The organism is Marinobacter fuscus (genome assembly GCF_003007675.1).
Lineage (GTDB): Bacteria > Pseudomonadota > Gammaproteobacteria > Pseudomonadales > Oleiphilaceae > Marinobacter > Marinobacter fuscus.
In genome coordinates, this window is record NZ_PXNP01000009.1 from 107,125 (window position 1) to 125,057 (window position 17,933).

The window sequence follows — 17,933 nt, forward strand, 5'->3', positions numbered from 1 at the left end:
TTAACCTCTGGTATCAACTTGCCATGAACAGGAATCGCCATGAAAACCGCACAAGACCTAGTTGCCCAGGCCAAACAGGAGATCCAGGAAGTATCGCTGGCCAATGCCGATGCAGCCATCAAAGACGCCGACCTGTTGCTGGATGTTCGCGATGCCGATGAATTTCGCGCCAGCCACATTCCGGGATCCGTCAATATTTCCCGGGGTATGCTGGAATTCCGTTTCACCAACGAACCATCCCTGGAAGACCGCCAGCTCAAGATCGTGCTGTACTGCAAATCCTCCGGGCGAGCAGCCCTGAGTGCCCGGGCGCTGAAAGAAATGGGCTATCTGAACGTGCAGTCTATTGAAGGCGGCTTTGATGCCTGGGTGAATGCCGGCAAGCCCGTGGCCAAGCCGGATCTCCCCAGCTTCGGCTGACCCGCTACAGGCAGCAGGCTTTGTGCTTGCGGCCACTGCCACAGGGGCAGGGTTCATTGCGGCCGGGTTTCAACCGGCCCTCGGTGGTTTTGCCCGCCAGGTAAAACCACCGCCCATCCAGTTTCCGGAAGCCGGACTCTTCCTCCAGGTAGCCCCAACCCGACTCCAGCGAATACACGGCACGAAAATGTACCTGCCCGAGGTCACCCCGTTCGCTCGCCGACAGAACCTGTAGCGACACCCAGCCGGGCCCGTCATCCAGCCCCAACTCTTTGGGCCGGGTATCCGGATGCCAGGTTGATAGCAGGTACTCACTGTCGCCAAGAACAAAGGCCGTGTAGCGAGAGCGCATCAGGGCTTCGGGAGTGGGCGCACCGGTGCCTTTGTGAAAGGGCTGACAGCAGGCCTGGTACAAGGCATGACTGCCGCAGGGGCATAGCTGGTCAGCGGACTTCCCGGACATATTTCTCGGCATACTCATCAATTAACTGCTCAAATCGCCCCGCTCGCTTCAGTGCCAGCAGCTCATCCATAAACGCTTCGCGCAATGGCTCGTTGTTACAGCGGGATTTCTTTGGAAAGGCAAAAAACAGTCCTTCCTTGCTAACCGGCGGGGCAAGCGCAACAAAATCCGCCTCAAGGCCCAGGCGTTCGAGCTTTACCTTGCCCTGAAGCAACTCGTACAGAACAAAATCCACGCGCCCGATTTCTGCCATCAGATAGGACTGTTCAATGGAGCGAACCCCGAGGATATCCAGGTTCTCCTCGGCAAAGCTGTCAAAATTCTGTCCGAAACTGTTATTGATCAGGGTCGAACCGCGTTTACCTACCAGATCCGGCCAGTGCCGGTACTGGAAAACCTTGTCCCGGCGCACCCAGACGTTGGTGGGCAGTTGCACCATCGGCGGCAGCACGTAATCCATGTACGTTATCCGCTCGCTGGTAATGAATGCACCCGCCACCAGGTCTAATTCGCCGAGCTCTGCCAGGCGTTGCACACGGGCCCAGGAGCCAATGTTGCGAACCTCGACCTCGAGGCCAAGCGGTTTGACCACTTCTTTCAGAAATTGCGGCACTGCGCCGACCAACACTTTCGGCGTGTCTCTGGGCACCCACAACAAGGGCGGATACTCGGGGTTACCACTGACCACCAGTTTGCTGCACTGAACGGCATCACCGGGCTGCGAAAACACCGTGGCGGGCCAGCAAACCAGAGCCGCAAGCAGCCCTGCAATCGCGAAACACAATGGGCTACGCCTGATTCTTATCGCCAAATGCACTCCGCTGTTTCACCTTGCAGATTGAAAACGTCTAATCAATCAGAAACATCGAGTATAGCAGAGGGCCGGGAAAAGCTGCGGTCGATCCTTTGATATCCGTCAAATCAGGGGTGAGCAATTGTGCGGATGTGTCCGCTGGCAGGTCAGCCTGAATGGGGACAACGGCACAACCACAGAGATATGCCGTTGCAACCGGGCCACCGCGGATCAGCGGCGTTTGGTTACCGCCATGGTCAGGCGCGAGATGCAGGTGAGTTTGCCCTGCTCGTTCTCCAGCCGGATTTCCCATACCTGGGTGGTGCTGCCAAGGTGCTGGGGCCGGGCCGTACCGTATACCCAACCGCCACTGACCGGTCGGATATGGTTGGCGTTGATATCCAGCCCCACAGCCATGGTGCCCGGCTCCCGCAGGCAGCAGTTGGCCGCCATGCTGCCCAGGGTCTCCGCCAGAACCACCGAAGAGCCGCCGTGCAGAATGCCGAAAGGCTGCTTGGTGCGATGGTCCACCGGCATCCGCCCGCGAACAAAGTCGTCCCCGATTTCCAGGTATTCGATTCCCATGTGGCTGACTGCCGTATTCTTGCTTGACTCGGCCATGGCTTCCAGGCTCGGGGTTACCGTCCAGATCGACATCGTGCATTTCTCCAGATTGAACTTTAGTCGTTTATAACTGTCGGATATGAGCCTATGCAGGTAGCATGCTCACCGCCATGCCTTTATAGAGCATTTTTAAAACAGAACCAATGACCATGAGAGAGGAACAAGGAATGAAAAAAGGATTCATCACCGCCGGTGTGCTGGCAACTGTCCTGGCAATGCCCGCTGCCGCCCAGATGAGCGTGGAAGATCAGATCAAAACCCGCCAGTCGGCTTACCAGTTTGCCGCCTGGAACATGGGTAAGATCAAAGCCCAGGCCATCGATGGCGAGGTTGCCTTTGACGAAAAGCAGATGCTGGCAGCGGCCAACGCCATTGCTGCGGTTGCCAATTCCGGCATGAGTGTTCTGTACAGCCGTGACAGCGCCAACGATCGGGCAGAAAACACTCGTCTGAAGCCAAATTTCTTCGAAGAACCCATGAAGGTTCGCGAAATTGCCGTGAGCTTCGTGCGCGAAGCCAACGCGCTGCAGGAAGTTGCCGCAGGCGGTGATAAAGCCGCAATCGCCCGCCAGTTCGCCAAGGTTGGCGAAACCTGCAAGGCCTGCCACGACAACTTCCGGGCCAAGTAAACTCAGCCCTCTTTGTCCGTCACCATCCCAGATCCTGGGGTGGTGGCGGAGGCGGCGGCAACAGCCCGCCATTGGCCGCCCAGACCACTGCAATCGCCACCGCAACGGCCACCACAAAGGCCAGCGGGCCACCGCCCCGGGCGCTTTGCGCCTGTTCATCCGCCACGTCTTTACGGCCAGTAATCATCGGGCGCACCAGGTTGTCTTTTCGAACATGACTGTAAAAACCAACGGCCAGTATGTGCAAGGCAACCAGGCCATACAGAAACCATTCGGTCAGCCGGTGCCAGCTGCTCGCGGTATCACTGCCACTGGAGGTAACCAGCGAATACAAAGGCCCATTGAAGGCAATGTCATCGTTGGCAAACAGCCCGGTGACCGCCTGAAAACCAAATAGCCCCAGCAAGGCCAGCACCGACAACGCCCCCAGCGGGTTGTGGCCCACGCCCCGCCACTGGCCGCGAAAATACCCCGCCACCGCGGCAGGGCCCTGCACAAACTGGCCGAAACGGGCATAGGTGGAACCAACAAACCCCCAGACAACCCGAAAGCTCAGTAAGCCCAGAATGGCCAGACCAAAGCGCTCATGCCACATCATCGAACCAGCAACCTTGACAGACAGCACTGCACCCAGCACAGCCGCCAGCAACAGCCAGTGAAACAGGCGGGTGGGCAGATCCCATAGCCGTATAGTTTTCATTCAGAATCCTTTTCTCGCTCAGACATCATTGTATTCCCGGCAAAACCGGCAACAACAGACAAACTAATTCCCCACAGGTTCCCGCCAACAACCATCGGCCCCGCAAGTGTGCCGTCTGGCACAATCTTTTCCCCTGTCTTTTGCGTATCTTCAACCATTGTACTGCCACAGGAGCCGAATGTTTTGGACACCCTTTACTGGTTTACCCGCGATCTGCGCCTGCACGACAACGCCGCACTGCTGGCAGCCTCCCGCGCCAACCGCCTGCTGTGTGTGTTTGTGGTCGACCCCCGCTGGTTTATTAGCAACCAGCACCAGTGCCGCCCCATGGGCGATCATCGCTGGCGTTTTCTGTGGCAGAGCCTGATGGCGCTGGAGCGCAGCCTGCGCCCCATGGGCCAGCGACTGTACATTGCCTGGGGCTACCCGGAGAAAGTCTTGCCCGGGCTGACCCGGGAACACAAGCTGAAGCGCCTGGTACGGTCGCGGATACCGGGCAGTTTTGAAGCCCGGCAGTGGCAAAGTATTCAGCAACAAGCACCAGAACTCACCTGCCAGGAATTTGAAACCCTCGGCTTGTTTACCGAGCATCAGCTGCCCATGGCCCTGGCGCAGCTCCCGGACACCTTTTCCCGGTTCCGCAAGCAGATTGAGCAGGCCGACGAATCGGCGCCGGAGGTGCTGCGCATCCGCACCCCCGGCGCCCTGCCACCCCCACCCGGGTTCATCAATGACAACCGGGGCGAGTGCCCGCCCATTCCGGAGCCGGAGCAACCGCCGTTCTTTACTGGTGGCGAGCTGGCGGGCCTGGCGCAACTGCAGGCCTTCCTGTTTGAACGACACGGCATTGCCTGCTACAAGGAAACCCGCAACGCGCTGGATGACTGGGACTCTTCCTCAAAATTCTCACCCTGGCTGGCCAACGGCGGCCTATCGGTGCGGGAAGTGGCCGCAGCCATTGAACAGTATGAACGGGAACATACCCGCAACGAATCCACCTACTGGCTCTGGTTTGAACTGCTCTGGCGGGAATATTTCCTGTGGTATGGTTTTCGCCACGGCAATCAGCTTTTCAAGCGCAGCGGCGTGCAACGCAACCCGCGCCCGGTGACCTTTTACGGTCACCGGTTCAAGGCCTGGTGCGAGGGCAACACCGAGTATCCCATTGTCAATGCTGCCATGAATCAACTGCGCGCCACCGGTTACATGAGCAACCGGGCCCGACAACTGGTGGCCAGCTGCCTGGTCAACGAACTGGAGCTGGACTGGCGGTACGGCGCCGCCTGGTTCGAACAGCAGTTGGTGGACTATGATGTCGCCAGCAACTACGGCAACTGGCAATATCTGGCGGGCGTGGGTGCCGATCCCCGCGGACTGCGCCGGTTCAGCCTGCAAAAGCAAACCGAACAGTACGACCCGGACGGGCGCTTTATCGAGCGCTGGCACGGCCAAAGTAGCCAGTCTGTGGGACTGCACACGGTCGATGCGGCGGACTGGCCGATTTACTGAGCACCGGCCATAACTGAGAACCGAGCACGGGCCACGAATTCCGCACGGAGAGAACTTGATCTGCCCCGCACCAACTTCTGGATTTACCCCAGTGCCGATCACGACGGCAACGTACAACGGTTTCTCGACAACCCCGAAACCGCCCCGTTCCCGGCCGCCAAAGACCCGGATTCCCGGGCCGGCCAAGCGAATTTTCGTTGGTTGAGCATGGCCAGACCCCTCTGCCCCTTGTGTGGCCAGCACCCGAACATCTGCGTCTGTGCAGACTGTGCCAGCGTTGCCAACCGGCGCCGGCTGCTGATTCTTCAGCACCCGTCCGAGGTGGGGCACAGCAAGGGCACCGTTCGGCTGTTGCAGCAGTGCCTGCAGAACATTGAGGTGCTGGTGGGCGAATCACCGGCATCGTTTGACGCTCTGGGGCTTGAGCAACGGCTGCAACACCCGGGCACCGGGCTGCTGTTTCCCGGCCCCGACAGTCAGCCGCTGACTGCCGAGAGTGCCCGTGACATCGAGCAGTGGCTGGTGCTGGATGGCACCTGGCGCAAGGCCGCCAAAATCCTCTATGGCAACCCGCCACTGGCAACCCTGCCGAGTTTTCATTTTGTCGATGCCCCAACCTCAGGCTACCGAATTCGCAAGGCACCGAAAGCCGGTCAGCTATCCACTGCAGAAGCCGTCGCCCACCTGCTGTCGGTGACGGAACCCGGGCTGAACACACAACCGTTATTGCAGGCCCAGCAGGCCCTGGTCGAGAAACTGCTGGCGTTCGTGCCGCCCGAGCACAGGTGACGGACAATGGCCTATCCGTTATTGTGGACAACAGATTCAAGCAACCGGTAAACGCTATGGCATTATTTTCTGAAAAAGCCGCTGCCCGACAGCTGAAGGAAGAGTCCGGCAAGGTTCACCAGGGTGACCTGGAAGGCCTTCTGGAGCGCCAGAAAGCCATCGAAGAAAAAGTCCGAAACAGTGGCCGTCTGCGCCGTTTTTCCACCGATGTCGGGCTAATGTTTTCGCTGATCCGGGATTACTGGCGGGGCCGATACCGGGCCATTCCCTGGAAATCCATTGCGGCCATTGCCGGTGCGCTGATCTACGTGATGAACCCGCTGGATCTGATTCCCGATCTGATTCTTGGCTTCGGTTTCCTGGATGACGCCGGTGTGGTCGCGCTCTGCCTTAAACTGGTGGAATCCGATCTTCACCGCTATGCTGCGTGGAAAGAAACGGTAGCAGAACCTGCCGCACAAGACCAAAACGGAATTGCTCAGTAATTCATCAGGCGCTATGCTCCGCGCACCCTGAATTTTTCTCTGCATTGAACGGGAGTCATTGTGGATTTTGCAACCCTGATAGGCCTGGTTGGCGCCATTTTGCTGATTGCGTCTGCCGTTATACTGGGCGCATCCCCCGGCGTGTTTATCAACGTACCCTCGATGCTGATCGTGGTGGTCGGCAGCTTGCTGGTGGTGCTGGCGAAATTCAGCATTGCCCAGTTCTTCGGCGCCTTCAAGGCAGCTGCGCGGGCGTTCAAGTTCAAACTGCCGGAAGTCCAGGCACTGATCAGCGAACTGGTTGATGTGGCCCAGGTGGCCCGAAAAGAAGGGGTGTTGGGGCTGGAAGGCCGCGAAGTCAGCTCACCGTTTCTCGAGCAGGGCATTCAGATGCTGGTGGATGGCCAGACCTCCAGCACCATCAAGGAGCTGCTCTCCAAGGAGCGCCTGATGACGCTCGAGCACAACCGTTCCGGCGCCAAGGTCTTTACCGCCCTGGCGGATGTGGGCCCGGCCATGGGCATGATCGGTACCCTGATTGGTCTGGTACAGATGCTGTCGAACATGGAAGACCCCAAGTCTATCGGCCCGGCCATGGCGGTGGCCCTGCTAACCACGCTCTACGGCGCCATGATTGCCACCATGATCGCCACCCCGATTGCCGACAAACTGTCGCTGCGGATGACCGAAGAAGCCCGCATCCAGTCCCTCTACATAGACGCTCTGGTGGCCATCCAGGAAGGCACCAACCCGCGCATTATCGAGCAGTTGCTGTCCAGCTACCTGCCGCCGAAGGAACGGGCCAAGAACGGTGAAGCCGAGGCGGCAACGGGGTAAGCCATGGACGATTTGCCGGAAGAGGAAAAACCGGGCATTCCGGCGTGGGTCATGACCTTCGCCGACCTGATGTCGCTGCTGATGTGCTTCTTCGTGCTGTTGCTGTCGTTCTCTGAAATCGACGCCATGAAGTTCAAGCAGATTGCCGGTGAACTGGCCAAGGCCTTCGGTGTGCAACGGGATGTGCCCGCCCTGGAAATTCCCATGGGCACCAGCCCGATTTTTGACGAATTCTCGCCTGCCCCGCCAGAGCCGACGCTGGTCAATGAGATCAAACAAACCACCACCGACCAGCAACCGGAACTGCAAACGCTCAAAAGTCCGGAAGAACAAGCCATAACCGAAAGCATTCAGCAAGAAATGGACGAGAACATGGCGCGGATTCTCGAGGTGCTGGAGCCAGCCATCAAGGATGGCCGCATCAACGTCTCCGAAGACCAGCGCCGGATCGTGATTCGGGTCGAAGAGAAAGGCTCCTTTCCATCCGGTTCCGCCCAGTTGACCTGGGAGTTCGAGGGTTTACTGCTGGATATGGCCGAAGTGCTGGCGGAAATGCCCGGCGATCTGGCCATTGAAGGCCACACCGACGATATTCCAATCCGTACCGACCGTTTTTACAGTAACTGGGATCTATCGGCCGCCCGGGCGGCGGCGGTGGCCAACGTTCTGGTGGCCAAAGATCAGGTGGAACCAGGTCGGCTGAGGGTGACCGGGCTGGCCGACACCGAGCCCCGTGTCGCCAACAACTCCCCGGACAACCGGGCGAAAAACCGGCGGGTCGAGATTGTGGTCGACCTATCGGAACCCATGGAAGAGCAGGAAATCCGCCTGCGGGAACTGATCCAGTCCCGGGATACCGAAGATCAGGAAGCCATTATTGGCATTGAGGCCGACAACGTCAGTTCCGGTGAGATCACCTGGTAGGCCAATCCCTCACTCGGCGGTTCTGTGGTAGCCGGTCAGCTCCATATAACCAACACCGGTATGGCTGCCCTCAACCCTGACCGGGCTTTCCCAGTAGGGGTAAAGACCCTGGTTGTAGTAATCCCCTGGCGGCGCCGATACCCGGAGGTCGACCCCGAAATCCGCCACCTGCAATCGCCAGCGCCGGGGAGCGCCAGCCGAAGCCCCATCCGGCGCCATTATGATTTGCCCGGCAAGGCCCGCCCGCAACTGTACATTTTCCAGCAAGGTCAGCGTGGGCATCAGGTTGGCTTCCTGAAACACCACCCCGAGCTTGCCCCACCTCAGTTGCGCCCAGTGGGCCTCTCGCGCTTCAGTCTGCGGCTCCCAGAGGTTCTGCGGTGGTGCCCCTGCGCCGTGCCCGCCAGGCGCGCGCCTGCTCTACCCAGGATAGCAAGGCCGGTATCACGAACAGTACCAGCACCGTCGACAGCCCCAGACCAAAGGCGATGGACGTCGCCATCGGAATCAGGAACTGGGCCTGCAGGGAGGTTTCGAACAACAGTGGCATCAGGCCACCGATGGTGGTCAGGGAGGTGAGTAACACTGCGCGAACCCGCTGCACCGCCGCCTCGTTCAGTGCCTCGGTGATGTCCAGCCCCCGCGCCCGCTGCTGGTTGTAGAAGGTCACCAGAATGATCGCGTTGTTCACCACGATGCCCGACAGGCCGAATAGCCCGAACAGGGACAGAATGGTCAGTTGCAGCCCCATCGCCCAGTGCCCCAACAGCGCCCCCACCAGCGCGAACGGGATAATGGCCATCACAATCAGCGGCAGGCTCCAGGAAGCAAAGACCCAGGCCAGCACCACGTACATCAGGGCCAGGCCAATCATCAAGCCCACCTTCATATCATCCAGACTTTCCCGCTGATCCGCCGATCGGCCTTCAAAGCTGTAACGCACTCCGTAGCGGCTGGTGATGTCCTGCAATGGCCCGGATTCCAGGCTCTCGAGCACCTGCGCGGTGGTGGTCACGCCGGCATCCAGGGCCGAAGTCACTTCCACCGACAATTTGCCATCGGCATGACGCAGCGCCTGAAAACCCTGCTGATGATCCAGATTCATGACCTGGGTCAGCGGTACAAACCGCCCATCGGGCACCCGCACGGTCAGCCGTTCCAGGGTGGCGTAGTGCTCCCGCTGATCCCGGGGCAAGCGCACCCGCACCTCCACCTCATCACGACCATCCTGATAAATCTGGGCGATCCGGCCATCGAAAGCCGCCCGCAACTGGCGGCCCAGCTCCACTGTGGTCAATCCAAGTGCGCGGCCATGGTCACTGACCTGATAAATCAACTGTTCCCGGCCCCAGGGCATGTCATCTTCCACATCCAGCACCCCCGGCAAACTGGCCATGGCCTCACCCAGTTCGGCCGCGGCGGTTTTCAGGGCCCGGGCTTCGGTGCCGGTCAGGCGCACATTCACATCCCGCCCGGGCGGGCCCGCCTGGCGTTCGGTAATATTCAGACTATCCAGGCCAGCGGGCAGCGACAGTCGGGCCCGCCATTCCCGGATAAACTCGGCATTTCGAACGGCCCGCCGGTCTGACGGCACCAGCTCAACCAGCATCGACCCGAGGCCATCATCATTACGGGAACTGCCTTCGGCACCCTGGGTCGCGCCGTAGGTGGTCACGGCATGCTTCACCAGGTCACCGCCGAGCGCCTGTTCAGTGTCGTTCAGGGCCTGCTGCATATCGACGATAAAGCCGTTCACGGTTTCCCGGTCGGTGCCAGCCACAAAGGTGGCGTTGGCGTAAAACACCGACGGCTCCGGTGTCGGGAAGAAATTGAACCCGAGGCGGCCGCCAGCCAGCAAACCAACCGTGATAATGGCCAGCCCCAGAGCCAGCGCCAGGGTAGCGCCCCGATGCTCCAGACTGTAACGCGACAGGCGCCGGAAAGTGCCGTCCCGAAACCGCTCAAAGCCTTGTTCAAAACGCCCTCTCAGGCGAGTGACCGCGTTACCGGCCCGGGGTTTGTCGGGCTCGCCCGGTCTGATCTTGAAAGCATGGCGCAGATGGGCGGGCAGCACCACAAAGCACTCCAGCAAGGAGGCCACCAGCACGCAGATCATCACGATCGGGATGTCTCCGAGAATATTACCGATCACCCCGCCGACCACCAGCAGTGGCATGAACGCCGCCACGGTGGTCAGTGAGGAAGCCAGCACCGGCCATACCATACGCCGGGCAGCGCCCTCGGCGGCGGCCTGGGAGCTTTCCCCCAGCCGGGCATGGGCATCGGCGTCCTCGCCCACGACGATGGCATCATCCACGATGACCCCGAGCGCCATAATCAGGGCAAACAGGGAAATCATGTTGAGGGTACCGCCCAGCAGCCACAACACCCCCAGGGCAGCCAGAAACGCGGTGGGAATACCAATCGCAACCCAGGCGGCCACGCGGCCCGGCAGAAACAAATACAGCAGGCCCACCACCAGCAGCAGACCGCCCAGGCCGTTGTTGACCAGCAGGGAAATGCGATCTTCGATCAGCTGCCAGGTTTCGTCATATACTTTCAGCTCCACCGACGGCGGCAACCCCGGCCGCACCTCCGCCAGCCAGTTCTCCAGCACCTTGGCCGCCGCCAGCGAGTTGCCGTTTTCCGCCCGTTGCAGGCGCAGCTCCACCGCGGGCATTCCCTCGTTTTCCAGCAGGGTCTGATTGTCCCGCGCTTCCTGCCGGATAATAGCAATATCCCCGAGCTGCAACCGGATACGGTCACCGGTGATCACCGGCACCGTTTCAAAGCCACTGACACTGCGGCGCTGTTCAACCGCCCGCAGTTCCCGGGCCGCATCCTGCTCCGCCATGATGCCTGCGGGTAAATCCCGGGACACTGCAGCCACCCGGTCGGCAATCTGCTCCAGCGACAAGCCCAGGGTTTCCAGCCGCTCTACCGGCACATCGATGCTGATCTGTTGTTCCGGCAAACCGCGGATGGCCACACGATCAATGCCCCGATCCAGCAGCTCATCCTCGAACCGGTACACCAGCTGGCGCAACTCGGAGCGGGCGACATTGCCATACACCAACAGGCGAGCCACCGGCTCGTACCGTTCGATGCGTGCAATCTGAGGCTGTTCTGCCTCTGAAGGCAGATTGGTGAATTCATCCACCTGCTGGCGCACGTCGTCCAACGCCTGTATCGGGTCGGTACCTTCCTTGAACTCAAGGGTGATGGAGGACACACTCTGGGCCGAGGTCGAGGTCATTTTTTTCAGTCCATCGACACTGCGCAACCGTTGTTCCAGCGGATCGGTAATGCCCCGCTCCACGTCTTCAGCAGAGGCGCCACTCCACACCACCCGCACACTCACCACATCCAGAGCGAAGGTCGGAAAGAACTGGATGTTCATGCGGCTCAGGGCCAGCGCCCCCGCCAGCAACATAACCAGCATCACCAGATTGCCAGCCACCCGATGCTGTACAAAAAAACCGATAACGCCGCGCCGTTCGCTCATGAGGCAGGTGCTCCGGCGGCAGTCGCCACATCCACTTTCAGGCCGGTGATGGCGTTAGGCAGGTGGGTGATGATTAGCCGGGCACCGCGGGTCAGCTGATCGCTGCGCACCAGAAGTTGCCGGTTACCCTGGCGATCACGGGTTTCACCCACCCGTTCCACGGTAATGGCCTGCATCCGGCCCTCGTCGGTCAGCAGATACATCCGGTCGGCGCCGTAAAGTGCACTGTAAGGGGCCATCACCGTGTTGTCCCGGGCTGGCCGTTGCAGCACCAGGGATTGCAGAGCGCCGGGCCGAAGCCCCCCGGGCTCGCCCTGCAGGGTCAGCACGGCTTCCGTGCCCGCGGCGTCCGAGCGTCCGGCAAAGCGCTCCAACCGGAATTGATGATCGCCAGCGTCTGCCGTTGCTATCAAGGACTGGTTGCGGGCCAGCGCCTCACTGAGCTCCGGTACAAAAGCCTGAGGTACCCGGGCCCGCACTTCCAACCCCTGCACCGGATACACCGACAACAAAGGCTGGCCGGGCGCCACCTGATCACCAGTTGCCACCTGAAGGCCAGTCACCACGCCGTCAAAGGGTGCACCGGCCCTGGCCCGCTCACTATCCAGTTCGGTGGCAGACAACTGGGCCCGGGCCCGGGACAACCGGGCCTGCAGGCTCTGCAAGCGGGTGGGATGCTCGGCAATGGCCCGTTCCCGGTTCTGCACCGTTAACTCGGCCCGGGCCAGCGCATCGGTCACCGCCTCAAGGTTTTCCCGGGAAGCCAGATTACGCGCCACCAGAGACTCAACCCGCTCGAACTGCCGCCGGGCGTTGTCAAGAATGGCCTGTTCGCTGGTCAGCGACTGGCGATCGCTACGGTAGCGTACCTGTTCCGCCGCCGCCTGGGCCTCCAGGTCGGCCACCTGGGCCCGGGCCTCTGCCAGTACCGGCTCCAGATCCGATTCGTCCAGTGCCACCAGCAGCTCGCCCCGGCTTACCTGCTGGCCCTCCCGCACCGGCAACCGCGCAATCCGCCCGGGCAAGGTGGCGGTGATGGTCTGCTCATCCGGCGCCACCAGTTCGCCATACAGCGACAGCACCGGCGTACCCACGCCAGGGGTCACCGTCTGCACCTGCACCAGCCAGCTGCGCTCACTGGCCGACACCTGTTCCGGTTCCGGTCGGGTGATCTTCAACAATGCAAAAACCGCTACGGCCGCCGCAAGGATCAACAGGGGGAGAAGTTTTCTGGACATGAGGCCTTGCCGCTCCGTTAAAATAGAAGGTGCATAACAACGGTAACGTTACTATACATTTTTCAACAACATCCGGATGACCCGGTCAACCCGACTCCCGACCAGGACTCACCCTGTGGAAGAAAGTCACGGCACGCTGCTCAACGTCACCCTGCTCAATGCGCTGCTGGTCTGCCTGGTGGTGGTTATTCACAATGAAGCCCTGGTTCGGCTCAGCAGCTTGATGGGCCGGATGCGCCAGAGCCATCATTTTCGATTGATTGTTGCCGTGCTCGGTTGCCTGGCCGCCCACACCCTGCAGGTCTGGGCATTCGCAGGGGCTTTCTACCTGATGCACCACGCCGACGGCTGGGGCCAGCTGGGCGGCAATTTCAACGGCACCCTGCTGGATTGCGCTTATTTCTCCTTCACCACCTTTACCACGCTCGGTTATGGCGATATCGAAGCGATTGGCCTGCTTCGACACCTGACCGGCATTGAGGCGCTCACCGGCCTGTTACTGATTACCTGGAGCGCCTCGTTCCTGTACCTGGAAATGCAGCGTTACTGGCCCACCCGATAACGCCGCAGGTTCAGTCAGATCCACTTGCAACGGGCCATGGTGTAATACAGCAGCGGTACCACAATCACCGTAAACAGGGTGGACATGGCCAGGCCGAACACCAGCGAAATGGCCAGGCCATTGAAGATGGGATCGTTCAGGATAAAATACGCGCCCACCATTGCGGAAATCGCCGTCAGCAGGATGGGCTTGATGCGCACGGCGCCAGCCATCACTACCGCCCGCTCCAGTTCCATGCCTTCGTCCAGCAATTGCTGGATGAACACCACCAGCAGGATGGAGTTACGCACGATAATGCCCGCCAGGGCGATCATGCCGATCATGCTGGTAGCGGTGAACTCCTTACCCAGCAGCGCATGGCCCGGCATGATGCCAATCAGGGTCAGGGGAATCGGTGCCATGATGATCAGCGGCAGCAAGTAGGAACGGAACTGCGCCACCAGCAGCACGAAGATCATGAACACGCCCACGCTGTAGGCCGCTCCCATATCCCGGAAGGTTTCGTAGGTGATCTGCCATTCACCGTCCCACTTCAGGGTGCCCTTCTCCGGTAAGGGTGGCTGCTGAATATAGAATTGTTCCGGCGCATCGTCCCGGCTTTCCAGCAGGTCTACCATGCGGAACATGCCATACAGGGGTGAATCTATGTCACCGGCCATGTCGGCGGTCACGTAGGTGACCGGCAACAGATCCTTGTGGTAAATCGCGCCCAGCCAGTCGGCCTGGTGCATATCTGCAATGCTGGCCAACGACACCAGATCGCCGGAACGGCTCCGAACCTTGAGCGACAGCAAGGCCGAAGGCTGCGCCTTATCCCCCTCCGCCAGAATGACCCGGATAGGCACCGGATACTTGGCCTGTTCGTCGTTCAGATACCCCACGCTGCGGCCGCCGAGGGCGACCTGCAGGGTTTCAACCACGTGCGCCTGGGACACGCCAAACCGTGCCGCCCGGGCCCGGTCAACCACCACTTCCCACTGGCGGGTGGGCGCCTCCAGGGTGGTGTCGATGTCCACCAGCCCCTCAATCTGCGCCATGTCAGTGGCGACCAGATTCGCCAGCCCGGCCCGGCGGTCGGCATCGGCGGCATAGATTTCCGCCACCACCGGCGACAGCACCGGAGGCCCGGGCGGTACTTCGACAATTTTCACCTTGGCACCGTGGCGGTCAGCAATCGCCTTCAGAGGAGCCCGCAGGCTCTGGGCAATATCGTGGGACTGACGCTGGCGCTGGTCGGCGGCCGCCAGATTGACCTGGATATCACCCTGGTAAGGATCATTGCGCAGGTAATACTGGCGCACCAGACCATTAAAGTTGATGGGTGATGCGGTACCGGCATAAGCCTGCCAGTCCGACACTTCCTCCACGGTTTCCAAATGCTGCCCCATGTCGGTGAGCACCCGCTGGGTCTGCTCCACCGGCGTGTGTTCCGGCATATCGAGGACGATCTGGAACTCGGATTTATTGTCGAACGGCAGCATCTTCAGAATCACCACCAGAAGCACCGGAAGCGACGCCGCCGCCAGGGTCAATGCCAGTACCCCCAGGCCAAGCAGCCGACGACGCCAGATGTGTTCACCCAGAAACGGCCCCAGCACTCGGTTGAAAATACTCAGGGCCAGCGGGCTGGCGCCTTCGGCGGAACTTGCGGAATCTCCGGCAGGCTGGGAACCCTCCGCTTTACGATGTTTCAGCAACCGGAAGGCCAGCCAGGGTGCAACCACGAACGCAACAATCTGCGACACCACCATTCCGGCCGAAGCGTTGATCGGAATCGGGCTCATGTAGGGCCCCATCAGGCCGGTGACAAAGGCCATGGGGAGCAGCGCCGCCATGATGGTCAGACTGGCCATGATGGTGGGCGTACCCACCTCGTCCACGGCCACCGGGATAATGTCTTTGATGGCCCGGCTGGAATTCTGGATGCGCCGGTTGATGTTCTCGGTAATCACGATGGCGTCATCCACCAGAATGCCGATGGAGAAAATCAGCGCAAACAGCGAGACCCGGTTCAGGGTGAATCCCCAGGCCCAGGAGAACACCAGAGTCAGCAACAGGGTTATCAGTACCGAGACACCCACAATCAACGCCTGGCGCCAACCCATGGCTGCCAACACCAGCAACATCACCGCCACGGTCGCCGACGCCAGATCCGAGATCAGCTTCTGAGCCTTGTCCGAGGCCGTCACGCCGTAATCGCGGGTAACCAGCACTTCCACATCCGCTGGCAGGGCCCGGTTACGCAGTTCGTCCAGGCGGGCCTGGATGGCGGTAGTGATGTCGATGGCGTTTTCGCCCGGCTTTTTGGCAATGGCCAGGGTCACCGCCGGATACACCTGGCCAGGCTCACCGGCCTTAAACGAGGGATGAGACGGGCCAAAGCCGGTCATCACACTCTGATCCGGAACCGTACCGCCCCGGCGCACCCGGGCCACGTCGCGCATGAACACCGCCGCGCCGTCGTGCATGCCCACCACCAGGTTGCGCACCTCCTCTTCCGACTGCAGCAGTGTTCCGGCCTGTACCGGGATGGACAGATTGTTGCGGGTAATGCGGGCTTCCTGGCCAGCCGTGTTCGCCGACGCCAGTGCACTGGCAATATCGGCAGTACCCAATCCAAAACCCGCCAGCAGGGCCGGGTCAAAAACAATGTCTACCCGATCCGGCACACCACCGATGGTGTAGATGTCCCGGGTGCCGGGTACCCGCTTCAGGGCCACTTCCAGCATATGAGCCAGGCGGGTGAGCTCTTCACCGGAACGGCTGTTGTCCGGGTCGAACAGAGTCAGACTCATCACCGGTACATCGTCGATGCCCCGGGGTTTGATCAGGGGTTGCGAGGCTCCCAGATCCGCTGGGAGCCAATCCTGGTTGGAATAAACCTGATTGTACAGGCGCACCAGGGCTTCCTGGCGGGTGATGCCCACCTCGAACTCCACGGTAATGACCGCCTGCCCCTGGCGGGACACCGAGTACACGTGCTCAACGCCTTTGATTTCGCTCATCACCTGTTCGGCAGGTGTGGCAATAACACTCTCGACCTGTCGGGCACTGGCGCCCGGCATGGCCACCATGATGTCGGCCATGGTCACATCAATCTGGGGTTCTTCTTCTTTCGGGGTAACCACCACCGAAAGCACGCCTAGCAGGATGGCCAGGATCGCCAGTAACGGGGTCAGATGGTTATTCTGGAAGGCACGGGCAATAACGCCGGAGGGGCCGACCGGAGGCAGGGATTGATTCATTGCGCGTTACTCCCCGTCTGACGGGACGGTTGCAGGCACTGCCAGTGCCGGGCTGCCTACCAGAGTGCCCGGGTTGACCACCACCTGCTCACCCTCGGAAAGCCCCGCCAGTATTTCCAGGCGGTCATCATCACGCTGGCCGACGCGCACCTGGCGTAAGCGGGGCTGGCCTGCATCGTTCTGCACAAACACTGCCCGCAACTCGCTGCGTTCAATCAGCGCTGACGCAGGAATCCACAACGCCTCACGACTGGCCACCGGCACACTGACTTTCACCAACATGCCCGGGAACAGGCTGCCATTGGGCTCTTCCAGTTGCAGCCGCAGGCGGAAAGTATGAGTTTGAGGATTGGCGTAGGGGTAAAAGGTCATGTCGCCGGTCTTCAACACCCGGCCATCGGCCAGGGTTACTGTCGCCTGGCGCTGGCTGCGAGCCGCATCGGCGTATGTCTGGGGCAGATCTACGACCACCCGTAACTGCTCCAGGGACAAGCCACTCAGCAGCGGCTGGCCGGGGCTGACCGATTCGCCCAGCTCCACATGGCGCTCGGTCAGAATGCCACCATAGGGCGCAATAACCCGGGTATAGTCCAGCTGTTTGCGGGCCTCGGCGACCGCCGCTTCAGCCCGCTCAACCCGGGCCTGGGCGGCACTCAGGTTATTCCGGGCACGATCAAGTTCCTGCCGGGACACCAGACCCCGCTCGTGCACCGTCTCGGTACGCTGGAATTGCTGGCGGGCGTCCTGCAGGCCCGATTGCGCCTCTTGCAAGCCAGCTTGCGCCTGATCCAGCCGGGCTGTCTGTTCGCTGTCTTCCAGGCGCACAATCAGGTCGCCAGCACTGACCGAGTCGTCCACATCAAAGGGCAGCTCCACAATCGTGCCACTGGTCTGAGCCGACACGGTGCTTTGCTGCACCGCCTCGATAACCCCATCAAGCTGGGCGCTTTCCTGTAAGGGCGCTGATATAACAGCGCGGGTGGCTACCGACTCCGCCCAGGTCAAGGGCGCGTGTAACATCAAAAAACCGAGACAGACGGACTGAAACTGTTTGACCATACCCTTATTCCATAATTGAATTACCTAATTCCAAAAAGTATAGCACTAATAAAAACTCGCCGGGAGCCAATTTTCACCTTGCGCCAGCCACTCAGCCATAAAAAAACCCCGCGGGAATAGACTTCCACACGGGGTATCAATGTCACCCGCC

18 protein-coding genes are annotated in these 17,933 nt (G+C 60.6%); 8 read left to right on the top strand and 10 right to left on the bottom strand.

The window, feature by feature from the left end:
• The first annotated feature begins 39 nt into the window (after positions 1 to 39).
• The gene (locus tag C7H09_RS01575; protein WP_106760905.1) at positions 40 to 420 is read left to right on the top strand and encodes a rhodanese-like domain-containing protein; all 381 of its coding nucleotides are present in this window, start codon (positions 40 to 42) and stop codon (positions 418 to 420) included.
• A gap of 4 nt (positions 421 to 424) precedes the next feature.
• Here the strand turns inward: C7H09_RS01575 and C7H09_RS01580 are convergent, their stop codons facing one another.
• The 3 genes from C7H09_RS01580 to C7H09_RS01590 all read right to left on the bottom strand — a co-directional run bounded on the left by C7H09_RS01580 (position 425) and on the right by C7H09_RS01590 (position 2,333).
• On the bottom strand, positions 425 to 883 hold the full coding sequence (locus C7H09_RS01580; RefSeq protein WP_240616475.1) for a YchJ family protein: 459 nt from the start codon (positions 881 to 883) through the stop codon (positions 425 to 427).
• The gene (locus C7H09_RS01585; protein ID WP_240616476.1) at positions 864 to 1,667 is read right to left on the bottom strand and encodes a substrate-binding periplasmic protein; all 804 of its coding nucleotides are present in this window, start codon (positions 1,665 to 1,667) and stop codon (positions 864 to 866) included. Before C7H09_RS01585 ends, C7H09_RS01580 begins: the two co-directional genes overlap by 20 nt.
• A gap of 240 nt (positions 1,668 to 1,907) precedes the next feature.
• Positions 1,908 to 2,333, bottom strand: coding sequence for a hotdog fold thioesterase (locus C7H09_RS01590; protein ID WP_106760906.1), 426 nt, complete (start codon positions 2,331 to 2,333; stop codon positions 1,908 to 1,910).
• 134 nt (positions 2,334 to 2,467) lie between these two features.
• Here C7H09_RS01590 and C7H09_RS01595 point away from each other — a divergent pair, with 134 nt between their 5' ends.
• Positions 2,468 to 2,929 carry a c-type cytochrome gene (locus C7H09_RS01595; RefSeq protein ID WP_106760907.1) on the top strand — a complete coding sequence of 154 codons (462 nt, stop codon included), beginning with the start codon at positions 2,468 to 2,470 and terminating at the stop codon, positions 2,927 to 2,929.
• A 19-nt stretch (positions 2,930 to 2,948) separates the two neighbouring features.
• On the opposite strand, the gene C7H09_RS01600 is transcribed toward C7H09_RS01595, so the two are convergent.
• On the bottom strand, positions 2,949 to 3,629 hold the full coding sequence (locus C7H09_RS01600; RefSeq protein ID WP_106760908.1) for a cytochrome b/b6 domain-containing protein: 681 nt from the start codon (positions 3,627 to 3,629) through the stop codon (positions 2,949 to 2,951).
• Complete coding sequence (locus C7H09_RS19820; RefSeq protein ID WP_165794766.1) at positions 3,626 to 3,787, bottom strand: hypothetical protein; 162 nt, start codon at positions 3,785 to 3,787, stop codon at positions 3,626 to 3,628. The genes C7H09_RS01600 and C7H09_RS19820 overlap by 4 nt, the downstream gene beginning before the upstream one ends.
• Before the next feature lie 25 nt (positions 3,788 to 3,812).
• On the opposite strand from C7H09_RS19820, the gene C7H09_RS01605 reads away from it, so the two are divergent.
• From C7H09_RS01605 to C7H09_RS01625, 5 genes are all read left to right on the top strand, one after another.
• Positions 3,813 to 5,138, top strand: a complete 1,326-nt coding sequence (locus tag C7H09_RS01605; RefSeq protein ID WP_106760909.1) for a DASH family cryptochrome — start codon at positions 3,813 to 3,815, stop codon at positions 5,136 to 5,138.
• Between the two features lie 207 nt (positions 5,139 to 5,345).
• The gene (locus C7H09_RS01610) at positions 5,346 to 5,927 is read left to right on the top strand and encodes a tRNA-uridine aminocarboxypropyltransferase (RefSeq protein WP_106761174.1); all 582 of its coding nucleotides are present in this window, start codon (positions 5,346 to 5,348) and stop codon (positions 5,925 to 5,927) included.
• A 56-nt stretch (positions 5,928 to 5,983) separates the two neighbouring features.
• Complete coding sequence (locus tag C7H09_RS01615; RefSeq protein ID WP_106760910.1) at positions 5,984 to 6,412, top strand: YkvA family protein; 429 nt, start codon at positions 5,984 to 5,986, stop codon at positions 6,410 to 6,412.
• A gap of 60 nt (positions 6,413 to 6,472) precedes the next feature.
• Positions 6,473 to 7,249 carry a flagellar motor protein PomA gene (gene pomA, locus C7H09_RS01620; RefSeq protein WP_106760911.1) on the top strand — a complete coding sequence of 259 codons (777 nt, stop codon included), beginning with the start codon at positions 6,473 to 6,475 and terminating at the stop codon, positions 7,247 to 7,249.
• Between the two features lie 3 nt (positions 7,250 to 7,252).
• Positions 7,253 to 8,173, top strand: a complete 921-nt coding sequence (locus tag C7H09_RS01625) for a flagellar motor protein MotB (RefSeq protein WP_106760912.1) — start codon at positions 7,253 to 7,255, stop codon at positions 8,171 to 8,173.
• Positions 8,174 to 8,182: 9 nt separating this feature from the next.
• Here C7H09_RS01625 and C7H09_RS01630 read toward each other — a convergent pair whose 3' ends face one another.
• The 3 genes from C7H09_RS01630 to C7H09_RS01640 all read right to left on the bottom strand — a co-directional run bounded on the left by C7H09_RS01630 (position 8,183) and on the right by C7H09_RS01640 (position 12,916).
• Positions 8,183 to 8,455 carry a lipocalin family protein gene (locus C7H09_RS01630; RefSeq protein WP_106761175.1) on the bottom strand — a complete coding sequence of 91 codons (273 nt, stop codon included), beginning with the start codon at positions 8,453 to 8,455 and terminating at the stop codon, positions 8,183 to 8,185.
• Between the two features lie 70 nt (positions 8,456 to 8,525).
• A complete protein-coding gene (locus tag C7H09_RS01635; RefSeq protein WP_106760913.1) occupies positions 8,526 to 11,678 on the bottom strand; it encodes an efflux RND transporter permease subunit in 3,153 nt (1,050 codons plus the stop codon).
• Complete coding sequence (locus C7H09_RS01640) at positions 11,675 to 12,916, bottom strand: efflux RND transporter periplasmic adaptor subunit (RefSeq protein ID WP_106760914.1); 1,242 nt, start codon at positions 12,914 to 12,916, stop codon at positions 11,675 to 11,677. The genes C7H09_RS01635 and C7H09_RS01640 overlap by 4 nt, the downstream gene beginning before the upstream one ends.
• A gap of 76 nt (positions 12,917 to 12,992) precedes the next feature.
• On the opposite strand from C7H09_RS01640, the gene C7H09_RS01645 reads away from it, so the two are divergent.
• A complete protein-coding gene (locus C7H09_RS01645) occupies positions 12,993 to 13,478 on the top strand; it encodes a potassium channel family protein (RefSeq protein ID WP_206074248.1) in 486 nt (161 codons plus the stop codon).
• A 14-nt stretch (positions 13,479 to 13,492) separates the two neighbouring features.
• Here the strand turns inward: C7H09_RS01645 and C7H09_RS01650 are convergent, their stop codons facing one another.
• Both C7H09_RS01650 and C7H09_RS01655 read right to left on the bottom strand, forming a co-directional pair.
• A complete protein-coding gene (locus C7H09_RS01650; RefSeq protein WP_106760916.1) occupies positions 13,493 to 16,723 on the bottom strand; it encodes an efflux RND transporter permease subunit in 3,231 nt (1,076 codons plus the stop codon).
• A 6-nt stretch (positions 16,724 to 16,729) separates the two neighbouring features.
• Positions 16,730 to 17,743 (bottom strand): efflux RND transporter periplasmic adaptor subunit, encoded by a 1,014-nt coding sequence (locus C7H09_RS01655; protein WP_240616477.1) that lies wholly within the window; start codon positions 17,741 to 17,743, stop codon positions 16,730 to 16,732.
• Positions 17,744 to 17,933 lie beyond the last annotated feature (190 nt).